The organism is Duganella sp. CY15W (assembly GCF_009857555.1).
Classification (GTDB): domain Bacteria; phylum Pseudomonadota; class Gammaproteobacteria; order Burkholderiales; family Burkholderiaceae_D; genus Rugamonas; species Rugamonas sacchari.
Map to the genome: position 1 here is coordinate 1,182,858 of NZ_WWCQ01000002.1, position 17,779 is coordinate 1,200,636.

7 protein-coding genes are annotated in these 17,779 nt (G+C 64.6%); all 7 read right to left on the reverse strand.

The genetic code is table 11. From position 1 onward, the window contains the following. Positions 1–5: 5 nt before the first annotated feature. Positions 6–563, reverse strand: coding sequence for a GNAT family N-acetyltransferase (locus tag GTP58_RS14695; protein ID WP_202413676.1), 558 nt, complete (start codon positions 561–563; stop codon positions 6–8). 1 nt (position 564) lies between these two features. Beyond that, positions 565–1,680: a DegT/DnrJ/EryC1/StrS aminotransferase family protein gene (locus GTP58_RS14700; RefSeq protein WP_161078063.1), complete on the reverse strand. Its 1,116-nt coding sequence runs from the start codon at positions 1,678–1,680 to the stop codon at positions 565–567. Between the two features lie 18 nt (positions 1,681–1,698). Beyond that, positions 1,699–3,006 carry an MBL fold metallo-hydrolase gene (locus tag GTP58_RS14705; RefSeq protein ID WP_161078064.1) on the reverse strand — a complete coding sequence of 436 codons (1,308 nt, stop codon included), beginning with the start codon at positions 3,004–3,006 and terminating at the stop codon, positions 1,699–1,701. A gap of 6 nt (positions 3,007–3,012) precedes the next feature. Beyond that, on the reverse strand, positions 3,013–3,435 hold the full coding sequence (locus tag GTP58_RS14710; RefSeq protein WP_161078065.1) for an FdtA/QdtA family cupin domain-containing protein: 423 nt from the start codon (positions 3,433–3,435) through the stop codon (positions 3,013–3,015). A gap of 10 nt (positions 3,436–3,445) precedes the next feature. Then, the gene (locus GTP58_RS14715; RefSeq protein WP_161078066.1) at positions 3,446–4,330 is read right to left on the reverse strand and encodes a glycosyltransferase; all 885 of its coding nucleotides are present in this window, start codon (positions 4,328–4,330) and stop codon (positions 3,446–3,448) included. Between the two features lie 24 nt (positions 4,331–4,354). After that, on the reverse strand, positions 4,355–7,555 hold the full coding sequence (locus GTP58_RS14720; protein ID WP_161078067.1) for a methyltransferase domain-containing protein: 3,201 nt from the start codon (positions 7,553–7,555) through the stop codon (positions 4,355–4,357). A gap of 226 nt (positions 7,556–7,781) precedes the next feature. Next, positions 7,782–17,690: a hypothetical protein gene (locus GTP58_RS14725; protein ID WP_161078068.1), complete on the reverse strand. Its 9,909-nt coding sequence runs from the start codon at positions 17,688–17,690 to the stop codon at positions 7,782–7,784. Positions 17,691–17,779 lie beyond the last annotated feature (89 nt).

Consider the following 17,779-nt stretch of genomic DNA (forward strand, 5'->3'; position numbering starts at 1 on the left):
GCGGGTTAAAACTCGACCGTCGCACCATCCGGGAGATATTTGCGGTATTGAAGCAGCGCCCCCCTGATGGCGGCGTTGCTCATTTCGAAGAAGTAATCCTCCTCGCTCTCATCCACCTTCACGGCGCCAAAGCGTTCGTGGAACTGGATGACGGAGGCGTTCCCCTTGCGTACATCGAAGTGCGCGCGCTGGAAGCCGATTTGCAGCGCGAAATCGTAAATCATCAGCGCCGACTCGACACCAAAACCACTCGGCGCCTGGTCGCTCTTGATCCACGATCCCCAGCAGAACGAATCGCCACGCTGGTCATACAGCCGCACGGTGCCGCACGGCGTGCCATCGAGCTTGCAGATGATGAAGTAGACCTGCGTATCATCTGCGGCATACCGCGCCAGCCAGTCACGCTGCGCTTGCACGTCCGGCGTGGTGGCGGACAGGAATTCACCCTTCTTCTCATCCGTACGCAAGGCCAGGATGAATTCTGCATCGGCGACCGTGGCATCACGGAACATCAACTGCCTGCCGCGCACGGAGCGCGGCTTACGAAACTGCGGCGTACTCATTTCAACCTGCGATCTCCGCCAGGGCGGCTTTGACGCCGGCCACCACTTCCGCTGCATCGTCCAGCGTCATGGTCGGCGACACGGGCAGGCTCAGAACTTCGCGGTGGATGACTTCTGCAATCGGGAAGTCGCCTTCCTTGTAGCCCAGGTCTGCGTAGGCAGGCTGCAGATGCGGCGGCACGGGATAGTGCACGATGGTGCCGATCTGTTTTTCCGCCAGCTTCTTGGCCAGACGGTCGCGCTGCGCGTGACGCACCACGTACAGATGCCATACCGGCTCTGCCCACGCTGGAATCTCCGGCAGGATCAGGCCATCGATGCCAGCCAGGTGCTGCTGATAGTAGGCGGCGATGGCGCGGCGTTGCTGGTTACCCGCATCCAGTGCTGGCAGCTTTACTGCCAGCAGGGCGGCCTGCAATTCGTCCAGGCGCGAGTTGTAGCCGGGAACGTCGTTGTAGTACTTGATCTTGGAGCCGTAATTGCGATAGGTGCGGATGCGTTCCGCCAGTGCGTCGTCGCTGGTGGTGACTGCGCCGCCGTCGCCCAGTGCGCCCAGGTTTTTACCCGGGTAGAAGCTGAAGGCTGCAGCATCGCCCAGCTGGCCCGTGACGCCACCTTGATAGCGCGCGCCGTGTGCCTGTGCGGCGTCTTCGATCAGCTTCAGGCCATGGCGTTTGGCGATGTCTTTCAACGGCCCCATATCGGCCGGCTGGCCGTACAGGTGGACGGCGATGATGGCCTTGGTCTTGGCGGTGACGGCCGCTTCCACTTTCGATGGATCGATGTTGTAGATGCCTTCCACCGGCTCCACAGGCACCGGCTTGGCGCCGCAATGGCTCACTGCCAGCCAGGTGGCGATGAAAGTGTTGGATGGGACGATGACTTCGTCGCCAGGACCGATGCCGTAGCCTTTCAAAATCAGGAAGATGGCATCAAGGCCGTTGGCCACGCCGATACCGTGGGCGCTGTTACAGTACTCGGCAAAGCTGGCTTCAAAGGCGGCCGTTTCGGAGCCCAGGATGTACCAGCCGGAGTTCAGCACGCGCTTGAACGCAGCTTCCAGCTCGGCGGCTTGCGCCAGGTTGATTGCTTTCAGGTCGAGGAAGGGGACGCTCATGATAATTCCAATCTGTGTTTAAAACACCGTATTCACCAGACGCAGCAGGTCTGGCATGTACAGGTCGGGCACGCGCTTCAAGGTGAAACGGCGGGTGCCGAGGATTTCCAGGAAGCTGGCGCCGTTCAGCCAGTCGGACGAGGCAACCTTGTCCAGCTTGAAGTGGTGATACGGACGGCCTTCGGTGAACTGGTCGACCATGCGGGCCTGGTAGGTCAGGCAGTCGATTTCGACGCGCACCTTGTCGCCGCGGTAGTCCATGTCCATGCGGACGATGTTGTCGATCGGCGCGCCGCAGCCTTCCAGGCGCGCATTCAGCTTGTGCAGGAACTGCTGCATGTCGACGGCGGGACCATCCACACTGGCGCTCTTCTGCGGGCGCGAGGCGAGGAATTCCTGCGCGTCGTCACGGTAGCTTTCCGCTTCGTAGGTCTGGGCGATGGTCAGCTCGGGGCCATCCGGGCCGATGCCGTAGTAATCGCCGGCCAGCATGGGCTGCACGCGCCTGGCGGTTTCCGGCCGCACCTTGTGGGCGTAGTCGGTCAGCTCCACCGGTGTCTGCACCGCCATGTTGATGTCCGAGCGCATATTGCCGTCGTCGATGAGCAGGTTGGCGCCGAACGGAATCGCCACGTCAGGATTCAGGATCTCCACATTGTTGAGGAAATCGTCCATGTAGTGGTTGACCAGGCGCGCGCGCTCGCGTTCCTTGTGCGCCTTGCCTTCGACATCGTCGTCGTACTCCATCAGGAATGGGTACCAGTGGATGTAGGCATACGGCACGCAGGCGACATTGATGTGCGGATTAATCTGCGTGAACTTGCGCATCGACTCCGGCTGCAGGTAGTTGTCGTTGCCGTGGTAGACGCAGAAGCGGTCGTTGTAGACGATGGCCGAGGAGTCGATGCCATTGCTCTCGTGGTTGATCGCGTACAGCTTCACGCCGGGGAAGATCTCGTTGACGGTTTCCGGCGGCACCACGGTGACTTCGCGGCCAACCTTCTCCTTGATGTCGGACTCGAAGCCGGGACGGTCGCCAACGATGATGAGCTTCACTTCCGGCTTCAACTTGCTCAGGAAGGGCACATCGTAGTGGTCCTGGTGGATGTGCGACACCACCACTGCATCCACCTCGTACCAGCGCGGATCAACCACCTGCGGCGGGTAGAACACCCAGGCGTTATCGTAAGGCTGCGACAGCACGATCGGGTCGAACAGAATCTTTTTGCCGCCCAAAACCACCAGCGCCGAGGCGTGGCCTGGGTAGAACAAGCCGTCGCCGGCGCCGAAGCGTTGGTAGAAGCTGGTCAGTTGTGGATTCGTCATGATGCGTTATGTGGGATGATGTTTGTGTGCGGCCTGCACGAATTCGTCGTAGTCGAAATAGTAGTCGGATGGGTCGTAGTGGGTCGATGCCAGCACCAGGCAGACACCGCCCGACGAGAAGTTTTCCACCTCGCGCCACATCATGCCCGGCACATACAGGCCGTAGTAGGAGCGGTTCAGGTGCACACGTTTGCGGTTGTAGCCGTCATCGACAATCACGTCGAAGCTGCCCGACATGGCGATAAAAAACTGCTGCAGTTCCAGGTGGCCGTGGCCGGCGCGCGACGAGCCGCCCGGCACGTCGTACAGGTAGTACACACGCTTGATGTCGAACGGGACCTGCTGTCCGCCCTCGATCACGGACAGGTTGCCGCGCGGGTCGTGGAACTTGGGCAGATCGATCAACCGGCTTTTATCCAGGTGTGACATCCATTGCTCCTTACTGATCCAGCTTGGCCAGTTTGGCCAGGTAGCGTTCGCGCGCTTCGCCGACTTGCGGGAAGATGTTATTCAGACGCAGGAACACGGCATCCACCTGCGGATTCATGGAACGGTACTCATCGCGGCTGATCGTGTCCGCATCCAGCGAGACGCGCAGCAGGTCGATGTAGTCTGAGAAGCAGTTGCCAAAGAACGGGTTCGACGCCGGGTTGGAATTCGACTGCAGGCGCTGGTCCTTGCGGAAGTAGGTCAGCTCTTCGTCGATGTAGAACATGCTGGCGTTTTTGGTCAGGTTCAGATACGCGATCAGGTCGGCCAGGCCGGTGAGGAAATCGTGGTCGCCCATCTTGTACAGATTGTGCAGGCCGACGTTCCACATGGTCTGACGGCGGAACATCACCGTGGTGAATTCGCCGATGAAGTTCTCCATGCCCAGCGTGACGCGGCGCTGCACGTCCAGACCGGACAGGGTGCCGCTGGCTTCGTACGGCCGGCGGGTTTCGGTACGTTCGTTGTCGGAGTTGATGACTTGCGAGGCCGAGAACACCAGCTCCACTTCAGGACGCGGCTGCATCGCCGCGACCATGCGCTCGAGGCAGAACGGGTGCAGCAGATCATCATCGAACAGCGGCTTGACGTATTCGCCTTTGGCGCCAGCCAGTGCCGCGTTGACGTTCTGCTCACGGTAGACGCTGGAGCGCTGGTAGATCACGCCGTTGTGCGCATAGCGCGCGCAGATGTCTCGGATCTCTTCGGTCGGGCAGTTGTCGCTGACCAGAATCTCGGTGTTCAGATAGGTCTGGCCGATGGCCGAGCGCAGACACATCTCGAAATGCTGCGGCTTGTAAGACGGGATGATGATGCTGACTTTTGGATAGCTCATGTAAGGGTCCGTGTAAGTCGGTAATTATGCGGTGACCGCGACCATGATGTACTGCCATGGCAGCGCATCTTCCACTGCCATCACCGGATCGACGCCGCTGGCGCCGGCCATCATGCGGATCGCCGGCAGGTATTTCTCGCGCGCCGGTTCATCGGTAATGCGCGCGCTGCCGCCGCTGATCTGGAAGCCGGACTGCTGCAGCATCTCCAGCATGACGCCGCGCGTGAACATGCGCTTGCGCGATTTTTCGATGCCGCCGGCGCCATACCGCATATCGCCCACATTCAGGCGCGCCTGCATGCTCCAGTGCTGGAAATTGCGCAGCGCGATCACGATCTTGCCGCCCGGAGCGATATTGGTGCGGATCTTGTGCAGCAGGCTCCATGGATCGTCCACCTTTTCCAGCGCCTCATCCAGTACCCAGCAATCCGCGCCGCGCACGTGGTCCCACAGCTCCGCGCCGGCATGCTCGATATGATCGTTGAAGACGAAATCGCAATGCGGACGCGCCGCCTGCGCCAGCGCCGGATCGGCTTCGATGCCGGTGTAGTTGGCCAGCGGATTGCGGGCGCGGTAAGCCTTGGCGAAGGAGCCGTCGCGGCAGCCCAGCTCCACCACCTTGCGGGCAGTGACCGGCACAAGGTTCAGCAGGTCCGCATTGATCTCGGTACTGGCGCTCGGCAGGTCGTAGTGGTAGCCGCCGGTGCGGATCACCGTGCCCTGCCAGTCATGCTTGATGTAGTGGCGCTGCGGCTCGCGGCTGAAATCATCGCGTACCCAGTCCACGCCCAGCAGCAGATTGCCGGCGCCGGCCTGGTGCAGTGCGATCATGGCCGGCAGTAGCGGGGCGCCGTGCTTGATCGGCATTGGCCACTGGCGCATCACCTCCACATTCACCAGCATGCAGGCCGGGTGCAGATAAGGGATGCCGTCCACATCGCGGCTGTGGCCCGATTCGTTGACCCACTGGACGTTGCCGACGCCGTACATCTCTGGTTTCAGATTGCTGTGCAGCGATTCCAGGAAGCCCGGCTTGAGGATCTCCACATCCGAATCGAGGAACAGCACCTCGCCCGACAGGCCCAGATGATTGATGGCCCACGACATGCCGGGACCATGGTGGATGTTGTAGCCGAACGGGATGAACTCGACGTTGTCGTAGCCATCGGTGATGGCGCGGATCTGTTCCGCCACATCCGGATTCGAACCATCGATCACGTAGACGCGGTTGGTGTAGTGCTGGCGCAGGGTGCGCAGCAGCGCCTCGATCAGGTCCGGTGCGTTGTAGGACACAGTGACAATCGGGATCTGGTCGATACGCACCGGTGCTGGCGAAGCTTCTTCCGACGGATGCACGGCATGCGCTGGCGCGGCCAGGCGCGGTGCGGCCGGCTTGGCGACCTTGAGCAGCGCCGCTTCCATATTGCGCACGAAGCGCGGGCTGTCGAACAGCGCGCAGGTCAGGCGGTTGGCCTGCAGCTGACGCTTCATCGCGGCGATACGCTGCGGGTTGTTGGCCAGTTCCACGGCCTTCTCTTCGTAGTCGGCGAAGTTATGGGTAATCAGCTGCGACAGGTCGACCGCGCGCAGCAGGCTGCCCGCCATGCGCGACGAGAAGGTCTGGCCGGCGCAGGTCAGCAGCGGCAGGCCGGCCCACAGCGCATCGCTGGCGGTGGTGCCGGCGTTGAACGGGAAGGTATCCAGGAACAGGTCGGCCAGCTGGTAGCGCGCCAGGTATTCGGCCGGCACGGCGCGGGTGTTGAAGATCAGGCGGTTGCGGTCAATGCCGGCCGCTTCGGCATTGCGGTACAGGTTCTCGCGCACTTCCGGATAATCGGCCACCAGCCAGAGAACCGAATTCGGCACGCGGCGCAGAATATTCATCCACACCTCGAACAGGTCGGGCGTGAACTTGAAGTTGTTGTTGAACGAGCAGAAGACAAACGCGTCTTCCGGCAGGTTGACGGAGGCGCGCGTTGGCTTGGGTGCGATGGCGCGCTGGCGGTCGTTGATCTGGAAGCAGTCCGGCAGATACAGCGGCTTCTCGGTGAAGTGCGCGGTCATCTCCGGCGTAATCAGGAACTCGTCGGCGATCACGTAATCGATGCCGGGCAGGCCGGTACTGCCGGGGAAGCCGAGATAGGTCAGCTGCACAGGGGCCGGGCGGTAGGCCAGGATCTGCGGGCGGGCGCCCAGCGTCAGGCCGTGCAGGTCGACCAGGATATCGATTTCGTGGGCGCGGATGGTGCGCGCGGCCTGCTCGTCGCTGAGCTTATCGATGCGGATGTAATGGTCCATGGCCTTGACCACGCGGGCGCGGATCGGCGAACCGTCTTCGCGGCTCCAGCTGAAGGCGTAGACCTCGAACTTGTTACGGTCATGCAGCTCATACAGCTCGGCTGTCAGGATGGACACTGCGTGCGAGCAGAAGTCCGACGACAGGTAGCCGATGCGCAGGCGGTTGTGGCCATAGCCATGGGCGCCCGTCAGCGGCGCCACGGCGGCGTTGATCTTCTCGTTGACGAAGCGCTTGGCGGCGGCCAGCTGCATGGCCGGATCGGCAGAGGCGCTGAGCATGGCCAGCGCCGAGGTGCCTTCCATCATGGTGGCCAGCGAGATGTGCTCAAGGCCCGAGTAGACCGGCCACTCGCACTGCTTCTGGCGCAGGTGCACCCAGTGGGTCATCACATTGGCCTGTTGCGGATCGACGCCGAGGCTCACGGCCAGCATGGCTTCCGCTTCCGGATAGCGTTTTTGGATTTCCAGTAGACGGCCCAGATTGTTCAGGGTCTGGATGTACAGCGTGGTGTTGGTCTTGATGTCCGGTTCGATCGGATCGGACAGGATGGACTGCCACATCGCCAGCGCGTCGTTGGGACGGCCGGTGCGTTCCAGCAGCGTACCGAGATTGAGGCGGGCCTCGACGAAATGCGGATTCAGCGCCATCGCCTTGCGCAGCACCACCTCGGCGCCGGCGTCATCGCCCGAGCTGGACAGCACCACCGCCAGATTGAAGCAGGCGGCATACGCCAGCGGCGAAGGCGTGTAATCGATCCAGGTACGGTACAGGGCGATAGCGGCTTGCAACTGACCGCTTTCCTGGAGCACCGCCGCCGCGCCGAACAGGTCGCCGATGGAGAGGACGCCTTTGACGGCCATACCCATGACAGTGCCCAGCGGGCTGTTATCGACGGGGACAGGTGCAGCAGGTACTTGTACGGTCATAGCTGAGCTTCAAATAGAACCACAAAAGGTAAGCCCTATCATACCTTTTTGTAGCTAGGTAAGGGGCAACTTTTGGCTCTGGAGCAAGACTGTAAAACGCCCGCTGCTCAACCATTCAGCAATCCGGGGTCAGTTCTTGCAATCCAACACGAGCTCAGCCGTAAGATGACTTACGGCTGAGCTCGTGTTGGATTGCAAGAACTGACCCCGGATTGGCCGCGGGTTTTTAGCGGTTGGGGACGGTGAACCAGCTGGTGGCGTGCTCGGCTGCCGAGGTTTTTCCGGTGACGGCGGCGGTGAAGCCTTGCAGGCCTTGGACGGCGCGGTATTGCTTGAGGGCGTCGCTCAGGGCCTGGCTGCCGTCGGCCAGGGCGGCTGCCGAGGCTGCCGGTTTGGCGGTCTCCAGCTGTGGCGCGGAGGACGCCGGCGCGGCCGCAGTGCTGGCGTAGCCGGCGATGGCGTTGCTCAGGCCGCTCACTTGCTGTTGCAGGGAGGCAGATGGTGTTGCTGTCTGGTTCTGTGCCAGGAACCAGACGTCCGCGCTCTGGTGCACGCTGCCGTCGCTGCTGGTGTAGCTCGAGGTCAGGCCGACGAGGTTGCCGTTCTGCTGGGTCAGGGTGTTGTTGGCCTTGACGCTGATCGATGCAATCTTGAGCTGGGCCAGGGTCTTCAGTTCATCGGCCTGGCTGATGCCGTCGGAGTTGCCGTCGATCCAGACGCGCAGTTCGCCGTAGGCGCTGTCGGCGCTGGTGATCTGGCCGTCGCCGTTGCTGTCCAGCGCTTGCAGGGCACTGTAACCGTCCTTGGCCTTGCTGCCGTCGGCCAGCGTGGTGCCGCTGCCGAACAGTTCGCTACCATCGTTGATGATGCCGTCGCCGTTGCGGTCCAGGGCCAGCAGGCCGTCGTGGGCGTCGACCCAGCCGGTGCTGACTTTCTGGCCGGCGCCGCGGATGTCGAACTGGACGCCGGCGGCAATGCTCAGCGTTTGTACGCCGTTGCCGTCAAGGTCGAGGATCAGCGGCGTGGCGTAGTTCACCGAGGAGGCGTTCAGCGACATGGTCTGGGTGACCGACATCGCTGCCACCTGGCTGCCGGTGAAGGCGTTGGCCTGGGACAGGCTCAGCGCCGCCAGTCCGGCGGTCGCCAGCGATGGCATCTGGCCGGCGGTGAAGGCTTGCAGCTGGGTGTTGCTGAAGACTATGAGCTGGCTGGTTTTCAGGCCGGCAACCTGGGCGTTGGTCAGGCCGGCGATCTGGTCGGTGGACAGGTAGCCGATCTGGCTGGCGGTCAGTGCGCCCAGCTGGACCGTGCTCCAGGCCGCCAACTGGGTGGTGGTGAAGCCGGAGATCTGGTCCACGCTCAGTGCGGCGATCTGGGCGTTTTTGAGCGCTGCCATCTGGGTGGTGGTCAGCGCACCTGCCTGGGTGCCGGTCAGGGCGTTGAGCTGGGTGCTGCTCAGGGCCTGGATCTGCGCGGTGGTCATGGCGCGCAGCTGATCGGAACCGAGTGCGCCCACCTGGTCGACGGTCAGCGCCGGGATCTGGCTCAGCTTGATCGCGGCAACCTGGTCGGTGGTCAGCGACTGGACTTGCGGATCGGACAGCGCGGCCAGCTGCGCGGTGGTCAGGTAGCCGATCTGGGCGGTGCGCAGCGCGGTAATCTGCGTGGTGCTCAGGGCGTACATCTGGTCGGCGGTCATGGCGCCCAGCTGGACGCTGGTGAGCGCCTGGATCTGGCTGGTGTTGAGGCCGACCAGTTTGCTTGTGTCCAGGCTGGACAGTTGCGAGGTGCCGATGGCGGCCACGTCCTGCGTGGTCAGCGCCCCCAGTTGGTCGGTGGACAGGCCGGTGAAGGCGTCCACGCTCAGCGCGGCTGCTTGTTGCGTGCTCAGCGCTTGCAGCTGGTCGGTGCTGAAGGCGGCGATCTGGCTGGCGTCCACGGCGTTGACCTGGGCGGTTTTCAGGCCGCGTACCTGGCCGGTGGTCAGCGCGGCCGTTTGCGCGGTGCTGAGGCCGGCGAACTGGCCGGCGCTCAATGCTGCCACGTCCTGGGTGTCCAGCGCGGCCACTTGCGCCGTGCTCAGCGCGGCCAGCTGGTCGGCTGTCAGCGTTGGCATCTGGGCGGTGGACAGGCCGGTCATCTGGTCGCTGCGCAGCGCGGCGATCTGGGCCGTGCTGAGGCTGCTGATCTGCGCGGTGGTCATGGTGGCGATCTGTACCGTGCGCAGCGACTGGATCTGGTCGCTGCCGAGCGCGGCCAGGCTGTCGACGGTGAAGCCGTACGCCAGCTGGGCGGTGGTCAGCGCCGTGATGTGGTCGGTGTCGAGCGCTGCGGCCTGCGCCGTGGTGAGGCCATTGCTGAGTTGGCTCGTGCCAAGTGCGGCCAGTTGCGCGGTGCTCAGGGCGTTGAGCTGGATGGCAGCCATGGCGCCCAGTTGCTGGGCGTTCAGGGCGGCGATCTGGCGCGTGGTCAGGACGCCGACGTCCGCCGTTTCCAGCGCGGCCACCTGGTCGCTGCCCAGGGCGGCGATTTGCTGAGTGGTCAGCGTGGCGGTCTGGGCGGTGGTCAGGGCGACGATCTGTTCGGTGGTCAGCAGGCTGATCTGGGTGGTGCTCAGCGTCGCGGTTTGCGCGGTGCGCAGTGCGGCCAGCTGGTCGGTGGTCAGTGCGGCAATCGCGGCCGCGCCCACACCCCAGGTCAGCTGGCTGGTGCTCAGCGCGCTGATGTGGTTGGTGTCCAGCGCGGCCAGCTGGGCTGTGCTGAGACCGGCACTGATCTGGGCCGTGGTCAGCGCGGCCAGCTCGGTGGTGGTCAGGCTGTTGAGCTGATCGGTGCTCAGCGTGTTCAGCTGGTCACTGGTCAGGGCCTGCATCTGGCGCGTGCTGAACGAGGACAGGTCGGCAGTTTCCAGGGCGGCGATCTGGTCGGTCGTCAGGGCGGCCACCTGCTTGGTGGCCAGCGCGGCGGCTTGCGCGGTGGTCAGCGCGACGATTTGCGCGGTGGTCAGGCCGCTGCTGATCTGGTCGGTGCTCAAGGTGCTGATCTGCGCAGTCGACAGCGAGGCCAGCTGGTCGGTCAGCAGCGCTTGCAGCTGGTCGGTGTTCAGCAGGCCCAGCTGTGCCGTGCCCAGTGCGGCCAGGTCGGTGGTTTCCAGTGCGGCCACCTGGGCGCTGGTCAGGGCGCCCAGCTGCATGCTGTTGAGCGCGCGCACTTGCTGCGTGGTCAGCGCGACGATCTGGTCGGTGGTCAGCGCGCCAAACTGGCCCGATTGCAGGTTGCGGATGGCGGTGGTGCTGATGACGGCGAACTGGTCGGTGCTCAAGGTGCTGAGCTGTCCGGTACTCAGCGCGCCGGCCTGGGTCGAGGTCAGGGCGCCGATCTGGGCCGTGGTCAGCTGGCTGAACTGGCTGGTGGTCAGCGATTCCAGCATGGCCGTGGTCAGCGCGGTGAAGGCGCTGGTGGACAGGGCGTTGAGCTGGTCGCTGGTCAGCGCGGCAAATTGCGTGGTGCTCAGTGCGGCCAACTGGTTGCTGCGCAGCGCAACAAAGTCGGCCGTGCTCAGCGCACCGATCTGGCTGGTGCTGAAGGCGGCAATCTGGGCCGAGTTGAGCGCGGTGGCTTGCGTGCTGTTCAGCGCGGCAACCTGGTCGGTATTCAGGGCCTTGATCTGATCGCTGCTGATGCCGGTCATTTGCGCGGTGGTCAGCACGCTGACCAGGTCGGTGGTCAGCGCGGCGATGTTGGCGGTGGTGATGGCGGCAATCTGCGTGCTCTTGAGCGCGATGAAGTCGGCGCTTTCCAGCGCGTCAAGCTGGTCGCTGCTGAGTGCGGCGACCTGTGCGGTGCCCAGCGAGGCGGCCTGCATGCTGCTCAGCGCTACCATCTGGTCGGTGGTGATGGCGCCGAACTGGGCGGCGTTGAGCGCGGCGATCTGGCTGCTGGACAGGGTGGCGAAGTTGTCGGTGCTGAGGGCGGCGATCTGGCTGCTGCTCAGTGCGTTCAACTGGCGCGTACCCAGGTTGTCCACTTGCAGTGTGGTCAGCGCGGCGACCTGGTCGGTAGTCAGCGCGCGCGCCTGCGACGAGGTCAGTGCGTCGATCTGGTCGGTGGTCAGGTGCTGCAACTGGTCGATGGTCAGCGAGATCAGCTGGTTGGTGCTGAGGCCGGCAACTTGCGCGGTTTTCAGCGCCGACACGGCGTCCGTGCCCAGGGCCTGGAACTGGTCGGTGCTCAGCGCGCCGAGCTGGGCGCCGCTGAGGCCGGCGGCCTGCTGGGTGCTGAAGCCGGCGATGTGGGCCAGGTCCAGCTGGCTCATCTGCAAGGTGCTCAGCGCGGCGATCTGGTTGCTGCTCAGGACGGCCAGGTCTTCCAGCTCCAGCGCGGCCAGCTGGGACGAGTTCAGCGAGGCGATCTGCGCGGTCGCCAGCATGCCGGCCTGGTCGGTGGTCAGCAGGATGATCTGGTCGCTGCTCAGTGCGCGGAATTGCGTGGTGGTCAGCGCGTTGAGCTGGGCGGTGCCCAGGTTTTGCCACTGGACGCCGTACAGGCTGTTGAGCTGGTCGCTGCTCAGCGCCTGCAGCTGCGCGGCCTTGAGGACGGCCAGGTCTTCCGTTTCGACAGCCTGGATCTGGCTCGTGGTCAGCGCGGCCACCTGCGCCGTGCCCAGCGCCTGCACCTGCTGGGTGGTCAGGGCAATGATGCGGTCGTTGGTCAGCGCTTGCAGCTGGGTGCTGCTGAGGGCCTGGATCTGGCTGGTCTTGAGCGCAGCCAGGTCTTCCAGCTCGATCGCGCCCAGCTGGGCGGTGGTCAGCAGCGCCACTTGCGCCGTGCTCAGGAAGCCGAATTGCTGGGTGGTCAAGCCGACGATCTGGTCACTGCTGAGTGCCTGCAGCTGTGCGCTGCTGAGCGCGGTCAGCTGGACCAGGCCCAGGCTTTGCAGCTGGCCCGGTTGCAGCGTGTTCAGCTGGTCGCTCGACAGCGCCTGGATCTGCGCGGATTTCAGCGCGAACAGGTCGTCGGTGCTGAGGGCTTGTACTTGCGCCGAGGTCAGCGCGCGCAGCTGGCTGCTGCTCAGCGCCTGGGCCTGGGAGGTGGTCAGGGCGCCGACCTGGTCGGAGGTCAGCAGCTGCACCTGGTCGCTGCTCAGCGCCAGGATCTGCGCGGTTTTCATGGCGGCCAGGTCGACCAGTTCCACGGCACGCAGCTGGTCGCTGCTCAGCGAGGCGACGCCGGCGGTGCTCAGTGCGCCGATCTGGCGCGTGGTCAGGGCCACGATCTGGGCGGTGTTGAAGCCCGCGATCTGGGCCGTAGTGAGGCCGGCGATCTGGTTGGTGGTCAGGCCCTGGATCTGGTCGGTGCTGAGGTTGTTCAAGCCGCCCAGCGCTGCCAGCTGGGCGGCGCTCAGCGCGGCGAAGTCGTCGGTGCTCAGCGCGCCGATCTGGTCGGAGTTCAGCGCCGTCAGCTGGGTGGTCGACATGGCGGCCACCTGGTTGCTCTTGAGCGCGACAATCTGGTCGGTGCTCAACAGCGCCACTTGCGCGGTGCGCAGGGCGCCGATCTGGGCTGATTTGAGCGCGCTGATGTCATCCGTGTTCAGCGCGGCCAGCTGGTTGTTGCCCAGCGCGGCGATCTGGGCCGTGATGAGGGCGCCGATCTGCTGGGTGCTGAGGGCGGCAATCTGCGAGGTCAGCAGCGATTGCAGCTGCGCCGTGCTCAGCGCGGCCAGCTGGGCCAGTGTGACGGCTTGCAGCTGGTCGGTGCTGATGGCGTCCAGCTGGTCGCTGGACAGAGCCAGCACTTGCTGGGTCTTGAGCGCGGCCAGGTCTTGCGATTCCAGCGCCACGATCTGGTCGGTGATCAGCGCGGACAGTTGCGCGGTGCTCAGGTTGGCCACTTGCAGCGTGCTGAGGCCGGCGATCTGGCTGCTGTTCAGCAGCACCAGTTGCGACGTTTTCAGCGCGTTGATCTGGGCCGTCTTCATGGCGGCCAGGTCCTGGGTTTCCAGCGCGGCCAGCTGGCTGGCGCTCAGCGACTGGATCTGGGTGCTGTTCAGGCTGGACGCTTGCAGCGTGCTCAGCGCCACGATCTGGTCGGTGCTCAGCGACTGGAACTGGGCGGTGGTCAGTGCAGCGATCTGGGCGGTGTTGAGAACGCGGAACTGGTCGCTCAGCAGTGCGCTGAGCTGGTCCGTGCTCAGCACCGCCATTTGCGCGGTGCGCAGCGCGGCAATCGCGGCGGTGGACAGGCCTTGCAGCTGGCTGGCGTCAAGCGCATTGAGCTGGGCCGAGGTCAGGCCGGTGATTTGCTGGGTGGTCAGCGCGCCGGTCTGGCGGCTGCTCAGGCCGGCCACCTGGGCCGTTCCCAGGGCGGCGATCTGCTGGGTGCGCAGCGATGCGAGGTCTTGCGTTTCCATCGCGTTCAGCTGGTCGCTGCCGAGCGCGGCCACTTGCTGGCTGCTCAGGTTGCTGACTTGCTGGGTGGTCAGTGCAATGATCTGGTCGCTATTGAGCGTGGCCACCTGGGCCGTGCGCAGCGCGGTGATCTGCTGGGTCTTGAGGCGCGACAGGCCATCCGTGCCCAAGGCCACCAACTGGTCGCTGCTCAGCAGGCTGATGTGCGTGCTGGTCAGGCCGGCGACCTGGCCGGTAGTGAGTTCGGCCACTTGCGTGGTGTTCAGTGCTTGCAGCTGGCTGCTGCTCAGGGCGCCGATCTGGGCCGTGGTCAGCGCTTGCACCTGGGCGCTGATGAGGGCATTCAGATTGTCGCTGCCGAGGCCGGCGATCTGCTGGGTTTTCAGCGCGGCCAGGTCGCGCGTTTCCAGCGCGATGACCTGGTCGGTGGACAGCACGGACAGCTGGCGCGTGCTCAGGTTGCTGACTTGCAGCGTCGACAGCGCCACGATCTGGTCGCTATTGAGCGCGGCGATCTGGCTGGTGCTGAAGGCGGCCACCTGCTGGGTTTTCAGGGCGGCCAGGTCCTGGGTTTCGATGGCTTGCACCTGGTTGCTGTCGAGTGCGGCAACTTGCGCGGTGTTGAGGCTGCTGATCTGTGCGGTGCTCAGCGCGGCCACCTGTGCCGTGCCCAGCGCCTGAACCTGGTTAGAGGTCAGCGCGGCAGCTTGCTGGGTTTTCAGCGCGGCCAGCAGCGACAGGCTCAGCGCGGCAATCGCGCCCGTGCCCAGGCTGGCGATCTGGTTGCTGGTCAGCGCGCCCAGGTCCTGGCTTTCCATGGCGTTGAGCTGGTCGGTCGACAGCGCCCCCAGCTGACGCGTGCTGAGCTGGCTGGCTTGCTGCGTGGTCAGCGCCACGATCTGGTCGCTGGTGATGGCGGCGATCTGTTTGCTGCTCAGTGCGTTGAGCTGGCTGGACTTGAGGGCGGCCCAGTCGGCGGTGGTCAAGACAGCTACCTGCTCGGTCAGCAGGTAGCTGATCTGGGCGCTGGTCAGGGCGCCGATCTGCAAGGTGCTCAGCACGGCCAGCTGGCTGCTGCTCAGGACCTGCACCTGGTCCGAGGTCAGCTGGATCAGCTGTTCGGTCTTCAGTGCGGCCACCTGGCCCGGCGTCAGCGTGGCGATGGCCTTGGTGCCCAGGCCCAGCAGCTGGCTGGTCTTCAGCGCGGCGAAGTCCTGGGTTTCCATGGCGTTCATCTGGTCGCTGGTCAGCGCCACCAGTTGCACCGGCGTCAGTGCGCCGGCCTGGGCGGTGGTGAGGGCGACGATGAGGTCGGTATTCAGTGCGGCCACTTGGCCGGCGGTCAGCGCGGCAATCTGGTTGGTCTTGAGTGCGGCAAAGTCGCGCGTTTCCAGCGCGTTCAGCTGGTTGGTCGACAGCGCGGCCAGGCTGCGCGTGTTGAGGCTGGCCACTTGCTGGGTGCTCAGCGCAACGATCTGGTCGGTGGTCAGCGCCGCCAGCTGGTCGCTGGTCAGCGCGTTCAGTGCGGCCGTGCCCAGCACCGACAACTGGTCGGTGGTGATGGCGGCAATCGCGTCGCTGATGAGGGCGACGACCTGACGGGTTTGCAGCGCGTTGAGATCGGCTGTCTGCATGACGGCCACCTGCGCGGTGCTCAACGCGGCCACTTGCTTGCTGGTCAGCGCGGTGTATTGCTGGGTGCTGAGGCCGATGATCTGGTCGCTGTCGAGCGCGGCGATCTGGCCGTTGGTCAGTGCGGCGATCTGGTTGGTCTTGAGCGCGGCCAGGTCACGGGTTTCCATGACGGCGACCTGCTCGGTGCCCATGGCGGCGACTTGCTGCGTCGTCAGCGCACCGGCCTGGGCCGTGGTGAGGCTGACGATCTGGTCGCTGCTGAGCACGCTCAACTGGCGGCTGCTCAATGCTGCCACCTGGGCCGTGGTCAAGGCCGAGAACTGGTCGGTGGTCAGCAGGCTGACGTTGCTGGTGCTCAGGCCGGCCAGCTGCTGGGTGCGGATCACAGCGAGGTCGGCGGTCGACAGCGCGGCCAGCTGGTCGCTCGAGAAGGCCGACAGTTGCAGCGAGGTCAGGGCATTGGCCTGCGCGGTTTTCAGCGCGGCGATCTGGGCAGTGCTCAGGGCGGCAATCAGGCTGGTGCTCAGGGCGGCGAATTGCTGCGTCTTGAGGCTGCCAAATACGGTGTCGCCCAGCGCCGCCACCTGCGACGACGACAGCGCGGCAATCTGCTGGGTGGTGAAGCCGCCGACCTGGACGGACGTCAGCACGGCGATATTGTCGGTGCTGAGCGCGGCCAGCTGCTTGCTTTGCAGCGCGCTCAGTTGCGCCGAGTTCAGCGCGGCCACTTGCGCGCTCGACAGGATAGACATGGCGGCGGTGGAGATGGCTGCGACCTGCTGGGTGCGCAGTGCGGCCACGTCTTGCGTGTCCAGCGTGGCCAGCTGGGTGGTCGACAGCGTGCCGATCTGCGCGGTGCCCAGCGCGGCGGCCTGGGCGGTACTCAGGCTGACGATCTGATCGGTGCCCAGTGCGTTGAGCTGGTTGGAGGTCAGTACCGCCACCTGCTGGGTGCGCAGCGCGGCGATGTCGCGGGTTTCAATCGCGGCCAGCTGGTTGCTGTTCAGTGCTTGCAGCTGCGCGCTTTGCAGCGCGGTGAACTGGCCGGTGGTCAGCGCGACGATCTGGTCAGTGGTCAGTGCACGGATCTGGCCCAGCGACATGGCGGCCACTTGGGCCGTGGTCAGTGCGGCGATCTGGTCGGTGCCCAGCAGCGCGGTGGTGGCGCTGCCCAGGGCGGCCAGCTGGTTGCTGCGCAGTGCGGCGAAGTCCTGGGTTTCCATCGCGGCCAGCTGGGTGCTGGACAGCTGGCTCAGCTGCAGCGTGGTCAGGGCCACGGTTTGCGCCGTGGTCAGCGCGACGATCTGGTCGGTGCTGAGGGCGGCAAACTGTTTGGTGGTCAGCGCGGCGATCTGCGCGGTTTTAAGGGCGGCAAAGCCGTCCGTGCCCAGCGCGGCCAGCTGCTCGGTGCCGAGCGCGGCAATCAGCGTAGTCGACAGGTTGCTGGACTGGGCGGTGCGCAGCGCACCGATCTGGTCGCTGTTGAGCGTGGTGATCTGGCTGGTGCCCAGCGCATTCAGCTGCTGGCTGCCGAGTACATTGATGTCGGCCGTCTCGATGCCGGCCAGTTGCGCGCTGGTCAGGGCAGCGATCTGGCGGGTGGACAGGGCGACAGCCTGGCTGGTGGTCAGCGCGGCAATCTGGCTGCTGCCCAGCGTGCGCAGCTGGGTGGTGCTCAGCGACGCCAGCTGCGCGGTCTTGAGCGCAGCGATGTCGTTGGTCGGGATCAGGGAGAATTGCGCCGTCGTCAGCGAGCCCAGCTGTGCCGTCGATAGCGCGGCAAATTGGTCGGTCGTCAGGCCGGCGGTCAGCTGGTCGGTCGTCAGGTTCACCAGCTGGCCCGTGGTCAGGGCGGCAATTTGCTTGGTCGTCAGACCCTGGCCCAGTTGCTGGGTGGTCAGCGCGGACAAGGTGCGCGTCGTCATTGCACGCAGCTGGGCGGTGCCGATCACGGCCAGATTCTGGAGGCTCAAGGCTTGCACCTGCGCGGTCGACAGCAAGCTGATGTCCTCCGTGCTCATCTGGATGACTTGGCTGGTCTGCAAGCTGGCGATTTGGTCGGTGTTAAAACCTGGTATTAAAGATGGCATGGTCGATATTCTCCTGACGATAGAATATAGTACCGCCAAACGGCCTTATCCAGAGAAAAGAGCGCTAAAAATCCTTTAAATCTTGGTCT